Genomic DNA, 13073 nt, shown 5'->3' on the forward strand with positions numbered 1-13073 from the left:
GAGCGCGCCGAGCACGGCGGCTTAACCCGGCGCCGACGTTTGCAAGGCGAGCGCGTGCAGGACGCCGCCCATATTGCCCTGCAGCGCCTCATAGACCATCTGGTGCTGCTGCACGCGGCTCTTGCCGCGAAAGCTCTCCGAGACCACCTCGGCCGCATAATGATCGCCATCGCCGGCCAGATCGCGGATCGTGACCTGCGCATCGGGGATGGCGTCCTTGATCATGCGTTCGATGTCGGCGGCGTTCATCGGCATTACGGCATCTCCTGTTCGGCGGCCGCGCGGGCCGGGCCGGCCATGTAGCCGGGCAGCCAGCCCTCATGCGCGCGCTCCATCTGTGCCAAAGATATGGAAGCGGAGATCGCGCCGGTCAACAAAAACCGGTCGCCCGCCACCGTGCCGATGCGCCGGAATGGCACGCCTGCGCCCTCGGCGTTGAGCGAAAGGAAATTGGCGTCGGGCGCGCCGACCGTGACCACGTAGCGGCCCTGATCCTCGCCGAACAGCAGCGCGTGGGCGGCCTGGGTCTCGCCGACCTCGATTGTCATGCCCCGCTTCGCCGTCATGCACATTTCGGCCAGCGCGATCGCAAGACCGCCGTCGGAAACGTCGTGACAGGCGGTCACCTGGCCGTTCTGGATCGCCGAACGGACGAAATCGCCATTGCGCTTTTCCTGGTAGAGATCGACGGGCGGCGGCGGGCCGTCCGCGCGGCCATGGACAACGCGGCCATAGGCGGACTGGCCCAGATGCGTGCCGTCGCCGCCAAGGACGAACACCGCATCGCCCTCATTCATCGTGCCGATGCGCGCCATGTGCGCCCAGTCGTGAATCAGTCCGACGCCGGCGATGGTCGGCGTCGGCAGGATCGCCTCGCCATGGGTCTCGTTGTAAAGCGACACGTTGCCGGAAACGATGGGAAAGCCGAGCGCCGAGCAGGCTTCGCCGATCCCCTCGATGGCCTTGACGAACTGGCCCATGATCTCGGGACGCTCGGGATTGCCGAAATTGAGATTGTCGGTCGCCGCCAGCGGCTCGGCCCCCGTTGCGGTGATGTTGCGCCAGCACTCGGCGACGGCCTGCTTTCCGCCCTCATAGGGGTCGGCCTCGACATAGCGCGGCGTGACGTCTGACGAAAAGGCGAGCGCCTTGGTCGCATGGCCATCGACGCGCACGACGCCCGCATCGCCGCCGGGAATGGCAAGCGTGTTGGCGCCGATCAGCGTGTCATACTGCTCCCAGACCCAGCGGCGCGACGACAGGTTCGGCGAGCCGAGCATGGCGAGGAGCGCGTCCGCATAATCGTCCGGAGCGGGCACGGAGGCCGGGTCCCAGTCGTGATAGATGCCCGGTTCCACCCAGGGCCGGTCATATTCCGGCGCCTCGTCGCCCAGTTCCTTGATCGGCAGATTGGCGACCTCTTCGCCCTGGTGAAGCACGCGGAAGCGCAGGTCGTCGGTCGTCTTGCCGACGATCGCGAAATCGAGCCCCCATTTTTCGAAGATCGCCTCGGCCTCGGCTTCCCTGGCCGGATCGAGCACCATCAGCATGCGCTCCTGGCTTTCCGACAGCATCATCTCATAGGCGCTCATGCGCTCTTCGCGCACCGGCACGCGGTCGAGATCGAGTTCGACGCCAAGATCGCCCTTGGCGCCCATTTCGACGGCCGAGCAGGTAAGCCCCGCCGCGCCCATGTCCTGAATGGCGATCACCGCGCCGGTCGCCATCAACTCGAGGCACGCTTCAAGCAGGCATTTTTCCGTGAACGGATCGCCGACCTGAACGGTGGGTCGCTTTTCCTCGATCGTGTCGTCGAACTCCGCCGAGGCCATCGTCGCGCCGCCGACGCCGTCGCGGCCGGTCTTGGCGCCCAGATAGACGATCGGCAGGCCGACCCCTTCGGCCTTGGACAGGAAGATCTTGTCGGTGTCGGCGATCCCTGCCGCAAAGGCGTTGACCAGGCAATTGCCGTTGTAGCGCGCATCGAACTCCACCTCGCCGCCGACGGTCGGCACGCCGAAAGCATTGCCATAGCCGCCGACACCCGAGACGACGCCCGCGACCAGATGCCGTGTCTTGGGATGGTCCGGTTCGCCGAACCGCAGCGCGTTCATCGCCGCAACGGGCCGCGCGCCCATGGTGAAGACGTCGCGCAATATGCCGCCGACGCCCGTCGCCGCGCCCTGATAGGGCTCGATGTAGGAGGGGTGGTTGTGGCTCTCCATCTTGAAGACGACGCACTGGCCGTCGCCGATATCGACGACGCCGGCGTTCTCGCCGGGGCCGTGGATCACCTGCGGCCCTTCGGTCGGCAGGGTGCGCAGCCATTTCTTGGAGCTCTTGTACGAACAGTGCTCGTTCCACATGGCCGAGAAGATGCCCAGCTCCGTGAAGCTCGGCTCCCGGCCGATCAGCTCGAGAATGCGGTCATATTCGTCGGGTTTGAGCCCATGCGCCTCGATCAGTTCGGGCGTGATGGCGATCGTGTTGGAAATGGTCATGCAACAGTCGGTTCTGGTGGCTGTTGGCGCCCGCATAGCCCATGCAGAACGGCAAATACAGGGGGCGCGGGAACCCGATCACAGCTATCGCCGGCGCATCGGCAGGTTCAGTTGTAGCTGTGATGGGCGCCGGGGCCGGCATCGAGTATGCGGCGCAGCCTGCGCGCACCCGTCTCCAGCTGGTGGATGTCCTTGATGGTGGCCGAAAAGGCGATGCGCACCCCGTGGAACCGGTGGTCGCCGCGTCCGGCCTTGAACTCGTCTTCGTCGTCGATGCGGACCTTTTCCTCGTATGCGGCGGCCTTGAATGTGCCCGAAAGCCAGGGTTCGGGCAGTTTCAGCCAGGCAAAGGGCGTATGGTCGCGCAGATTGATGTCGCATCCGTCGAAGATGGTCCGCATCAATGCGACCCGCCGGCCGATTTCGGCACGCACGCGGTTGCGCACGGCCATCGCCTTGCCCGAATCGACCATGCGGGCGGCCAGTTCGCACAGAAGGTAGCTGGCGCCGCCGGTCAGCATCTTCTGGGCCGACCAGACGCGGGCCGTCAGGTGCGGCGGCGTGGCCACCCAGCCGGCGCGCAGGCCCGCCGCCACGGCCTTCGACAGGCCGGTGATATGGAAAGTGATGTCCGGCGCCATCGCCGCGATCGGCGTGTGCGGGTCGCCGGCGATCGTCGCGTAGAGATTGTCCTCGATCAGCCAGACATTGTGGCGCCGGGCAATGTCGATGATCGCCTTTCGGCGTTCGGGCGGCAGCGCGCGGGTGAGCGGATTGTGCACGCCGGGCATCAGGAACAGCACCTTGGGATGCTGCTGGGCGCAGACCGTTTCGAACGCTTCCGGCAGGATGCCGTTCTCGTCGATGGCGACGCTGACCGAACCGCGCCCGATCAGATGTGCGGCGCGCGGCATGCCCGCATAGGTCAGCGCTTCGCAGGCGNACGGTATCCGGGTCGGGGCCCCAGCCGCTGCCGACCTTCATCCAGTCGGCGCCGGCCGTCTGCCAATGCGGTTCTATCTTTCGGACATAGTCGGCCATCTCGCAGGGCAGGTCATTTGCCGCCTCGGCAAGAAGCGCGCGCACTTCGTTTGCGCCGGCGGTGCTGAAGGCGGCCGATGAATCGAGCCGGATCACATCGGCGCGGTTTTCCTCGTACCCGCCGGGAACACGCAGCGGCAGGGGGAGCGGCGTGTGGCTGCCATTGTGCTCTGTATCGGCCACGAAGGTGCCGCGGCCCACTTCGCCCGTCACAAGTCCGCGCTCGCGCACCAGCGCGTAGGCGCGGCTGACAGTGCCGACGGTGACGCCGATGTCGAATGCGAGATTGCGCTGCGGCGGCAGCTTGGCGCCGGCGGGCAGGGTGCCCGATTCAATGTCCTGCTGGATGCGATTGGCAAGCCGCACATAAAGCGGCCCCTGCATGCTGGACAGGTTGGGAATCCAAGTTGTCATGGTGACAATTCTGTATATTGATCCCCTCTATATGTCAATGTATCCATCGACCCATGGCGTCCAGCCAAGAGGATTCGAAATTATGGGTACAATTGATACAATCCCGCTCCGGGCCAAGCCGATCACCATTGCCGGCATCGTCTACAAGTCCGCCAATTCGGTGCCGTTCCGCGTATGGGCCCGGGTTCTGGTGGCGATGATCGTGGCGAAACTGGACAGGCGCCGCACGCGTATCCAATTGAGCAAGCTCACAGAATCCGAACTTCGGGATATCGGCATAACGCCGGCGGAGGCGGATCGCGAAATACGCCGCTCGCTGCCGTTTTACGAGCGTCACCGGATCGAGCCCGATCCGCTTGCCTTCATCGATGCGCGCCGCCGCCGCTCGTAAGGCGGTCAGGCGCAGCCCTGCCGCCCGGCGCTCCATGCCAGTACGTCGGCATTGATGCGCGCCGAAAGGCGATCGCCGGTCAGCGGCCCGAAGGTGACAATCCGCACCGGATCGCCCGATGCGGAGATCACCAATTCGGGCAAGCCCTGCGCATTGCCTTGGCGCACCACCAGAATGCGCGGATCGCCGCTGCGCGTGTCGAGTTCGGGCACCAGCGCATAGCCGCGAAAGGCGCGGTCGCCCGAGCGGATCCAGCACGCCAGTCCGCGTTCATTGACCCTTTGGAGGGCTTGGACGGGCCCCGGCGCGTCGACCTCGGCCGTCAGCGAGCCGCCCGGCGCTTCGAAGCTCTGACACGCCGTCAGCAACATCAGGGTTGCGCCGAGTGCAGCAATCGCAACGCTTTTTTGCCTGTTTTGGGATTTGGCGCTTAACCATTCGCGCATAGGCTGTTCCGATCGGGATCAAGGCGACGGACGAATCGCCACGCCAAAAACAAGGAGATGCAGACCGCAACAGTCATCAAGATCGGGGGACATGCCAATGTCAATCATATCCGCACGCGCGGCGGCGATCGCCGTGTTTGTGGCGCTGGGCACAGCGCCGGCCATGGCCGGCGAAGAGGTGCTGATGCGTCAGGCCGCGCCGTTCGATGCCTGTCCGCAGATGGTCGAAGCCATGCTGGACGGGCTGGGCGCCGACCGAAACCATGTGCGCCAGGTTGCGGACACAGGCGCGCATTACTCGGTCAAGTTGGTCTCGTCGGCCGCCAACCTCGTGTTCCTGTGCAATGCGGTGACCGAGGACATCACGATCATGCGCACGACGCCCGGCGAACTGGTGACAGCGGCCCGATAGACCGTCAGGCGGCGACCAGATCGAGCGCGCCTTCGAACAGCGGCCGCCCGTCGGTGCCGCCATGGGCGTCCTCGATCAGGTTTTCGGGATGCGGCATCATGCCCAGCACATTGCCTTCGGCATTGACGATGCCGGCAATGTCGTCGGCCGAGCCGTTCGGATTGGTGCCATCCGCATAGCGGAAGACCACCCGGTTCTCGCCTTTGAGGCGCGCCAGCGTCTCGGCGTCGGCGAAATAGTTGCCGTCATGATGGGCGACCGGGCAGTCGATCATTTGGCCTTGCCGGTAGCGGCGCGTGAACACCGTGTCCGCATTGGTCACTTCCAGCTTGACGCTTCTGCAGACGAAATTGAGCGAAGCGTTGCGCATCAGCACGCCGGGCAGCAGGCCGGCCTCGAGCAGCATCTGGAACCCGTTGCAGACGCCGAGCACCCGGACGCCGCGCCCGGCGGCATCGGCCACCGCGCGCATCACCGGCATGCGCGCGCCGATCGCGCCGCAGCGCAGGTAATCGCCGAACGAGAAGCCGCCCGGCACGATGACGAGATCGACGCCGGCGGGAATTTCGGTTTCGGTCTGCCAAACGGTCAGCGGCTCCTGGCCGGAGATCGTCCGGATCGCCGAGATCATGTCGCGGTCGCGGTTCAGCCCGGGCAGGAGGACAATGGCGGTTTTCATTTCAGACGATCTCCACGGCATAGTCCTCGATCACCGTGTTGGCGAGCAGCTTTTCGCACATGGCGGCAAGATCGGTCTCGGCGCGCCTGCGGTCGTCATGGCCGAGCTCTATGTCGAACACCTTGCCCTGGCGGACGCCATCGACGCCGTCAAAGCCGAGCGTGGCGAGCGCGCCTTCGATCGCCTTGCCCTGGGGGTCGAGAACGCCGGTTTTCAGCGTGACGGTGACACGTGCGGTGATCATGAGCGGTGAGGCGTCCTTGTCAGAGAGTGATCGCGTTGACGAAGTGCCGCGCGGCGGCGCGGGCGTCGGTCTTGCTGCCGGCAAATGCATAGACCATGTGAAACCGCCCATCCTTCGGAACGATGATGGCATGACCAGGATCGGCGGGGGTTCCGTCGTTCTGCGTGCCGGCGATTGCAAAGGTCAGGCCCTCGGTCGCGCCGACCATCGTCCGTGTGACCGCACCGTCGATGCTCAGCGCGACATCCTCGCCGGCGGCGGCGCGGGCCGAGCCGTTTCTCAGCGCCCGTTCGAACGCCCGCCGGGTTTCATCATCATTGCGTTCGACGGCCGCCCGGCCGTCGGGCCCGAGCGAAATCGCGTCATGGCCGGCGCGCTGGACCAGGGCGCAGACCGGCGGCGCGCACACATAGGTGCCACCGGGGAGTGGCCGCCAGCCCGAGACCGTGTCCGTGGCCACCGGCGTATCGGCGGCGCTGCATCCGGACAGGGCAACAGAGGCCAGCCAGAAAAAGCCCATCGAACGCAAGGCCGGTGCGTGCATCGCCGGATCCTAGTGCAGCTTGTCCTTGGAGGCGACGAGCACCGGGCCTGACGGGCGGGGACGCTCGTTCTCGTTCATGATGCCCAGGCGCCGCGCCACTTCCGTATAGGCTTCCACCAGCCCGCCCATGTCGCGTCGGAACCGGTCCTTGTCGAGCTTCTCATTGGTGCCGATGTCCCACAGCCGGCACGNTGAAGTCGACAAGCTGGATGCCGATGCCCAGAAACAGGCCCGACAGGAAGTCGTTGACGCGGATGGCCAGCGCCATCATGTCGTCGATCTCCTGCGGATTGGCCCAGCCGAACGCGGTGACATGTTCCTCCGAGACCAGCGGATCTCCGAGCGGATCGGACTTGTAATAGAATTCGATGATCGAGCGGGGCAGCACCGTGCCTTCCTCGATGCCGAGCCGCTCGGCCAGCGAGCCGGCGGCGATGTTGCGCACGACGATCTCGACCGGAATGATCTCGACTTCGCGGATCAACTGCTCGCGCATGTTGATGCGCTTGACAAAGTGGGTCGGCACGCCCATCCGGTTGAGCGCCGAGAAGATGTGCTCGGAGATGCGGTTGTTGAGGACGCCCTTGCCCTCGATCACGTCGTGCTTTTGCGCGTTGAAGGCGGTCGCATCATCCTTGAAGTGCTGTACCAGCGTGCCCGGTTCGGGGCCTTCATAGAGGATTTTTGCCTTGCCCTCATAGATGCGGCGGCGCTGTTTCATGCATTGGCCTTTTGCTGCTCCGCAAGCGGGCGCGCGGGCGCCTGGCGGGTCGGACGAAACGTTCGCCCGGTTTATCCGAAACGGTGCGCCAAAACAAATGGCCATTGGCGGCTTCAACCGGAAATCGCACGGCCCCGGATATGCGGCGATCGGCTGGTTGATCTTTGACAAACCATTTGGTTTAGACCGGCGCTAGGCTTACATGTGAGCCACCACCATCAAGCCCGGCCCTGACGGCCCCGGAGGAGCGACAATGAGCATCAAGGACCGCAAGGACGCATTTGAAAACAAGTTTGCCCATGACGCCGAGCTGCGCTTCAAGGCCGAGGCGCGCCGCAACAAGCTTCTGGGCCTTTGGGCGGCGGAACTGCTGGGCAAGACGGGTGACGACGCGGAAGCCTATGCCAAGGAGGTCATCGCCGCCGACTTCGAGGAGCCGGGCGACGAGGACGTGTTCCGCAAGGTGCGCGGCGATTTCGATGCGGCCGGCGTCGAACAGTCCGATCACCAGATCCGCCGCACCATGGACGAACTGATGGTCCGCGCCGCCGAGGAAATCGAAAAGAGCTGACCGGCGCCGCGCGCGGGGAGGGCAGATGACCGCCTATGGCTATGAACTGGCCGGTGCATTGCGCGCCGGCCAAACGGTGCTGACCGCCTGGTCGGCCCTGCCGGAGACCGGTTTTGTCGGCCTTGTGGCCGGCGCGGGCTTCGATGCCGTCACCCTCGACATGCAGCATGGCGGTCACACCGAGCAGTCGGTCTGGCATGGCATCGAAGCGATCACCGCGCAACGCGTGCCCGCAATCGTTCGTGTGCCGGTCGGCCGGTTCGAGATGGCCTCGCGGGCGCTCGACTTCGGCGCCGATGCGGTGATCGCGCCGATGATCAATTCGGTCGACGATGCGCGCGCCTTTGCCGCCTTCATGAAATACCCGCCGCTCGGCGAACGGTCATGGGGGCCGACCCGTGCCATCGGCGTGCGCGGCATCGAGGGCGGCAATGCCTATCTGGGGCGCGCCAACGCCGAAACGCTCGCCTTTGCGATGATCGAAACGCGTGCTGCGCTCGATTCGCTCGATGCGATCCTCGCCGTCGAGGGCATCGACGCGGTGTTCGTCGGCCCGGCGGACTTTTCCATCGCATGGACCGGCGGCGAGCGGCTGGAGCCGACGCTCGACGACATGATGGACGCGGTCGCCGGCATCGCCACGCGCGCCAAAAAGGCCGGCAAGCTGGCCGGCATCTTCGCCGCCGATCCGGCCATGGTGCCGCGCTATGCGCAGATGGGGTACGGGCTGATCGCCGCGGGCTTCGATGCGGCCATCGTCAGGAAGGGCGCCGACGCCGTGTTGTCGGCGGCGCGCGGCGATCGCTGACTAAAGCCGCTTCATGAATTCGGCGAACACCATCAGCCCTTCCGGCCAGGGGCCGTGGCCCGATTCGGCGTTGATATGGCCCGATTGGCCCGCATCGACCAGAAACGCGCCCCAGTCGGCGGCGATCTCCTCGGCTTTTTCATAGCTCGAATAATGGTCGTTGCGGCTCGCAACCACAAAGGCCGGAAACGGCAGAGGGTCGCGCGGATAAGGGCCGAACGTCATCAGGTGCCGGGGCCGGATCGCCGGGTTGGTCACGTCCGGCGGCGCGACGAAAAACCCACCTCGCACCTTGCCGGAGAGCGCGGCGTCCTCGTCGTCCTGGATCGCATGAACGGCGCAGGCAACACCCAGCGAATGGGCGACCAGCACAACGGGAGCAGAGGCTTCCGCTATCGCATTGCGCACTTCACGCACCCAATCCTCGCGCACCGGCTTGGTCCACTCGGCCTGTTCGACGCGGCGCGCCGTCTTCATCCTGGCCTGCCAGCGGCTCTGCCAGTGCCCCGGCCCCGAATTTCGGTAGCCGGGGACGAGCACGATGTCGGCGTCACGGATCTTCATGGTCCGCGAGGTGGCCCCGCGAACCGGCGATGTCAACTCCGGACAAGGCGGCCGGCGTCCGGCGCCGGCCATCATCCGGTTCGGCTATTGCACCGGAGCCGGTGCGGTGTTGGGCACCGGCGTTTCGACCGGTGCGGGCGCCATGTCCGGCGCACCGGTGCCGTTCTCTGCCCCGCCGCCCGAAAACAGATAGAACGTGGCGATCAGCACGAAGAGCGCGAGAATCGCCAGCCCGGCCCACAGGCCGCCGCCCGAGGACGCACCCAGCTCGGCTCGCGTGCGATGATTGGAATAATAGTCGCGTTCGTCGGTCATGATGTCCTCCATGATTGGCTTGAACATCGCCACGATGCGCGCCCATCATGCCCGAACCGCGTCATCGCCGGACAAGCGGCGTTGCATCGCGTCATGAAAGCCGCCACAGTCGTGATCGTGCGGAAAGCCACCGCAAAATCAGGGGTTTGCGATGAGAAATGCCGCTTCAATTCCGGTGACAACCTGTCATCTGACGCTTGTCGCTGGCATCGGTCTGGCGCCATTTCCCGCGGCCGCCGGCGATTGGCCCGTCGACAGGATCGTCTCGGTTGCGACCGGCGATCTGGACGGGGACGGCGCCCGGGACGCGGCGCTTCTGGTCGCGCCCGACCCCGACGGCACCGACGACCACGCGCTGATCATCCTGCGCGGCACCGGCTTTGACGAAGGCGCCATGGAGCCTTGGCTGTCCTTTCCCGATGCGGCCTGGGGCGGCGCGGGCATGATGGTGGGCAACCGTCCCTCGGTCGATTTTGCCGCTTCCGGTTCGCTCCTTTTGAAATCGGGCAACGAGGCGATCGGGCGCAACCGCTGGAACCAGACGGTCACGCTGGCATGGCGCGACGAAACACTGCTCATCGCCGGGTTTACCCACAGCTTCTACGACACGCTCGATCCCGACGCCAATGGCGGCTGCGACATCAACGTGCTGACCGGCAAGGGTATCGTCCGCGAGGAGACCACGGAAACCGCCGTTTCACTGTCCCCGCAGCGGCTGACGCTCGAGCAATGGCTGGCGCAGGGCAGCCCGTCGCTCTGTCCTGACAGCTGACTTCAGCTCTCGCCGAACACCCGCTCGAAGATCGTGTCGACATGCTTGGTGTGATAGCCGAGATCGAACTTGTCGCGGATCTCGTCTTCGCCCAGATGGGCGCGGACATCGTCGTCGGCGAGCAGTTCGGTCAGGAAGTCTTTGCCCTGTTCCCAGACCTTCATGGCGTTGCGCTGGACCAGCCGGTAGGCGTCCTCGCGGCTCACACCGGCCTGGGTCAGCGCCAGAAGCACGCGTTGCGAATGAATCAGGCCGCGGAAGCGGTTCATGTTCGCCGTCATCGCGTCGGGATAGACGACGAGCTTTTCGATGACCCCGGTCAGGCGGGCCAGAGCGAAATCGAGCGTGATCGTCGCATCGGGGCCGATCATCCGTTCGACCGAAGAGTGCGAAATGTCCCGCTCATGCCACAGCGCGACATTTTCGAGCGCCGGCGTCACATAGCCGCGCACCATGCGCGCAAGACCGGTCAGGTTTTCGGTCAGCACCGGGTTGCGCTTGTGCGGCATCGCCGACGAGCCCTTCTGGCCGGGCGCGAAATATTCCTCCGCCTCAAGCACTTCGGTGCGCTGCAGATGGCGGATCTCGACGGCCAGCCGCTCGACGGACGAGGCGATCACGCCGAGCGTGGCAAAGAACATCGCATGCCGGTCGCGCGGGATCACCTGCGTCGAGACTGGTTCGGCGGTCAGGCCCATCGCTTCGGCCACATGGGCCTCGATGGCCGGGTCGATGTTGGCGAATGTGCCGACCGCGCCGGAAATCGCGCAAGTGGCGATGTCGGCACGCGCCGCTTCAAGGCGGCACTTGCACCGTTCGAACTCGGCATAAGCCTGGGCGAGCTTGAGACCGAACGTCGTCGGCTCGGCATGGATACCGTGGCTGCGGCCGATGGTGACGGTGTCCTTGTGCTCGAAGGCCCGCGTTTTCAGCGCGGCGAGCAGCGCGTCGAGATCGGCGAGAAGAATGTCCGCCGCGCGCGAGAGCTGTACGGCCAGACATGTGTCCAGCACGTCCGACGAGGTCATGCCCTGATGCACGAACCGCGCTTCGGGCCCGACGATCTCGGCCAGATGGGTCAGGAAGGCGATCACATCATGCTTGGTCTCGCGTTCGATCGCGTCGATGCGTTCGACATCGAACGTCGCCGAGCCGGCCTTTTCCCAGATCACCTGCGCCGCGCGCTCGGGGATCACGCCGGCCTTGGCGAGCGCGTCGCAGGCATGGGCCTCGATCTCGAACCAGATGCGGAACTTGGTTTCGGGCGACCAGATGGCGACCATGTCGGGGCGCGAATAGCGGGGAATCATGTGATGAACCTGCGGGTAGGAGAGGTGTGCGCGGTCCGCCTAACAGGCCTCAGCGCAACACTCAATGCGCCGTGCGGTGCACCCACCAGCTTGCGGCGACGATCAGCGCCAGCGCACCGACACCGAAATAGCGAATGCCCATCACCGCGAATTGGGCGGCCCCACCCAAAGCCGTGAAAGCCTGCTGCCAGAACCAAAGCCGCGTCAGGGCGGCATCGTGCCACTGGCTGTAATAGCTTCGGTGTTCGAGAAAGAAGATGAAGTAGGTGGCACCCAGGACGGCGAGAACGGCAAGCAGGACCGTCACCATTGTGCGCCGGCGCCTGCTGGCATGCGGCATGGCAAGGCTGGTTGCAAAAAGCGATGCCGCAAAACCGGTACCGGCCCCCGCTGCATAGATCGCGCTGACGATGCCGATATGTCCGGCGTCCGACCAGCCATATTGCCAGCGCAGCGTCAGCACCGTCAGAAGCCCCGCCACAACCGCGCATGCCAGGCTGGCTGTCGCCGCGCGCCGCAATGTCAGCCGCGATGCGGCCAGTCGCCCCCAAAGTCTCATGCGCCTCGCCTAAGGCATCATCGGCGCTGTCACCGCCATCCAGCGGAAGTCCGGTCCCTCGAAGCCGAACGAGCGGATGGCGATCAGGACGGCAAAGACCGGGTCGGCCTTGTCGGGGTAGAAGGTCTGGATGCCGCCGATGGCATAGCCGAGCGGGCAGCCACGGCTTGAAGGAACGCTTTCGTCCTCGTTGAGAAGCTCAGTGGACCCGCCCGGCGTCGGATCGATCTTGACGAGCCGGAAGCCGATGCTGGCGTCCGTCACGCCGTCGCAGGGCGGCTCGGCGAGGAAGCTCAATTCGGTCAACCGCACTTCGAGCGGCGCATCGATCGGCGGATTGACGGGACGCGGATTGACCACCATGCGGAACGGATCGGCGCCGATCTCGGTGATCGGGTTGAAACCGGCCAGCACGCCTCCATTGGCGGCGAGCAACGCATCGGAAATCGTCGTCTCGCCCACCGCCCGCGCCTGGGCGCGTGCCTCGGCGACGCTCGCCGTCTCGTCGTCGATCCGCTTGCGGATCGGCGAGCCGGGCAGGAACGTGTCGGTCGCCGTGTCGATGTAATAGCGGTTCGCATAGGGAAAGCCGGACCCATCCTGGACGCCATATTCCTCGAAGGCGAAAATCGCGCCGTCCGACGAAAAGCCCAGAACGTTGAGGGTCGCCGCATCACCGGCCTTCGCCGGTGCCAGTGCGCCAAAGACGGCGAACGCCGTCAGCAGCGCCAGGGCGAGGCAGGCGCGAAGCCTGCAGAAAAACCGTTCAACCATATCGACC

At 65.4% G+C, this 13073-nt stretch carries 16 protein-coding genes and 2 pseudogenes; 5 read left to right on the forward strand and 13 right to left on the reverse strand.

What is annotated here, in order from left to right; all coding sequences use genetic code 11:
* Window positions 1-21: 21 nt before the first annotated feature.
* The 3 genes and pseudogenes from DEM25_RS01610 to DEM25_RS01620 form a co-directional block, all read right to left on the reverse strand.
* On the reverse strand, window positions 22-255 hold the full coding sequence (locus tag DEM25_RS01610) for a BolA family protein (protein WP_109767978.1): 234 nt from the start codon (window positions 253-255) through the stop codon (window positions 22-24).
* Complete coding sequence (gene purL / locus DEM25_RS01615; RefSeq protein ID WP_109767977.1) at window positions 255-2501, reverse strand: phosphoribosylformylglycinamidine synthase subunit PurL; 2247 nt, start codon at window positions 2499-2501, stop codon at window positions 255-257. Before purL ends, DEM25_RS01610 begins: the two co-directional genes overlap by 1 nt.
* A 107-nt stretch (window positions 2502-2608) precedes the next feature.
* A pseudogene (locus tag DEM25_RS01620) lies at window positions 2609-3956 on the reverse strand (aminotransferase-like domain-containing protein).
* Here DEM25_RS01620 and DEM25_RS18040 point away from each other — a divergent pair.
* Complete coding sequence (locus DEM25_RS18040) at window positions 3955-4347, forward strand: DUF1127 domain-containing protein (RefSeq protein WP_245412720.1); 393 nt, start codon at window positions 3955-3957, stop codon at window positions 4345-4347. The pseudogene DEM25_RS01620 and the gene DEM25_RS18040 overlap by 2 nt on opposite strands.
* Window positions 4348-4352: 5 nt before the next feature.
* On the opposite strand, the gene DEM25_RS01630 is transcribed toward DEM25_RS18040, so the two are convergent.
* Window positions 4353-4718: a hypothetical protein gene (locus DEM25_RS01630; protein WP_245412721.1), complete on the reverse strand. Its 366-nt coding sequence runs from the start codon at window positions 4716-4718 to the stop codon at window positions 4353-4355.
* Between the two features lie 172 nt (window positions 4719-4890).
* On the opposite strand from DEM25_RS01630, the gene DEM25_RS01635 reads away from it, so the two are divergent.
* Window positions 4891-5205 carry a hypothetical protein gene (locus DEM25_RS01635; protein WP_109767974.1) on the forward strand — a complete coding sequence of 105 codons (315 nt, stop codon included), beginning with the start codon at window positions 4891-4893 and terminating at the stop codon, window positions 5203-5205.
* Between the two features lie 4 nt (window positions 5206-5209).
* On the opposite strand, the gene purQ is transcribed toward DEM25_RS01635, so the two are convergent.
* From purQ to DEM25_RS01655, 4 genes and pseudogenes are all read right to left on the reverse strand, one after another.
* Window positions 5210-5884 (reverse strand): phosphoribosylformylglycinamidine synthase subunit PurQ, encoded by a 675-nt coding sequence (gene purQ / locus DEM25_RS01640; RefSeq protein ID WP_109767973.1) that lies wholly within the window; start codon window positions 5882-5884, stop codon window positions 5210-5212.
* 1 nt (window position 5885) lies between these two features.
* Window positions 5886-6128, reverse strand: coding sequence for a phosphoribosylformylglycinamidine synthase subunit PurS (purS, locus tag DEM25_RS01645; protein WP_109767972.1), 243 nt, complete (start codon window positions 6126-6128; stop codon window positions 5886-5888).
* A gap of 19 nt (window positions 6129-6147) precedes the next feature.
* Window positions 6148-6672, reverse strand: a complete 525-nt coding sequence (locus DEM25_RS01650) for a hypothetical protein (RefSeq protein WP_109767971.1) — start codon at window positions 6670-6672, stop codon at window positions 6148-6150.
* Window positions 6673-6681: 9 nt separating this feature from the next.
* A pseudogene (locus tag DEM25_RS01655) lies at window positions 6682-7393 on the reverse strand (phosphoribosylaminoimidazolesuccinocarboxamide synthase).
* Window positions 7394-7646: 253 nt separating this feature from the next.
* Here DEM25_RS01655 and DEM25_RS01660 point away from each other — a divergent pair.
* Window positions 7647-7964 (forward strand): DUF1476 domain-containing protein, encoded by a 318-nt coding sequence (locus DEM25_RS01660; protein WP_109767968.1) that lies wholly within the window; start codon window positions 7647-7649, stop codon window positions 7962-7964.
* 25 nt (window positions 7965-7989) lie between these two features.
* Window positions 7990-8772 carry an HpcH/HpaI aldolase family protein gene (locus DEM25_RS01665; RefSeq protein ID WP_109767967.1) on the forward strand — a complete coding sequence of 261 codons (783 nt, stop codon included), beginning with the start codon at window positions 7990-7992 and terminating at the stop codon, window positions 8770-8772.
* Here DEM25_RS01665 and DEM25_RS01670 read toward each other — a convergent pair whose 3' ends face one another.
* A complete protein-coding gene (locus DEM25_RS01670; protein WP_109768038.1) occupies window positions 8773-9336 on the reverse strand; it encodes an RBBP9/YdeN family alpha/beta hydrolase in 564 nt (187 codons plus the stop codon).
* Between the two features lie 84 nt (window positions 9337-9420).
* Window positions 9421-9651, reverse strand: a complete 231-nt coding sequence (locus tag DEM25_RS01675; protein ID WP_147393254.1) for a hypothetical protein — start codon at window positions 9649-9651, stop codon at window positions 9421-9423.
* Window positions 9652-9802: 151 nt separating this feature from the next.
* Between DEM25_RS01675 and DEM25_RS01680 the strand changes: the two genes are divergently transcribed.
* Window positions 9803-10423 (forward strand): hypothetical protein, encoded by a 621-nt coding sequence (locus DEM25_RS01680; RefSeq protein WP_120222614.1) that lies wholly within the window; start codon window positions 9803-9805, stop codon window positions 10421-10423.
* Between the two features lie 2 nt (window positions 10424-10425).
* Here the strand turns inward: DEM25_RS01680 and purB are convergent, their stop codons facing one another.
* The 3 genes from purB to DEM25_RS01695 all read right to left on the reverse strand — a co-directional run bounded on the left by purB (window position 10426) and on the right by DEM25_RS01695 (window position 13066).
* Complete coding sequence (purB, locus tag DEM25_RS01685) at window positions 10426-11733, reverse strand: adenylosuccinate lyase (protein ID WP_109767964.1); 1308 nt, start codon at window positions 11731-11733, stop codon at window positions 10426-10428.
* Window positions 11734-11794: 61 nt separating this feature from the next.
* Entirely contained in the window at window positions 11795-12292 is a 498-nt protein-coding gene (locus tag DEM25_RS01690; protein WP_109767963.1) for a hypothetical protein, read from the reverse strand.
* Window positions 12293-12301: 9 nt separating this feature from the next.
* Entirely contained in the window at window positions 12302-13066 is a 765-nt protein-coding gene (locus tag DEM25_RS01695; protein ID WP_109767962.1) for a DUF2259 domain-containing protein, read from the reverse strand.
* Window positions 13067-13073: the final 7 nt, after the last annotated feature.

The organism is Oceaniradius stylonematis (genome assembly GCF_003149475.2).
GTDB lineage: Bacteria > Pseudomonadota > Alphaproteobacteria > Rhizobiales > Rhizobiaceae > Roseitalea > Roseitalea stylonematis.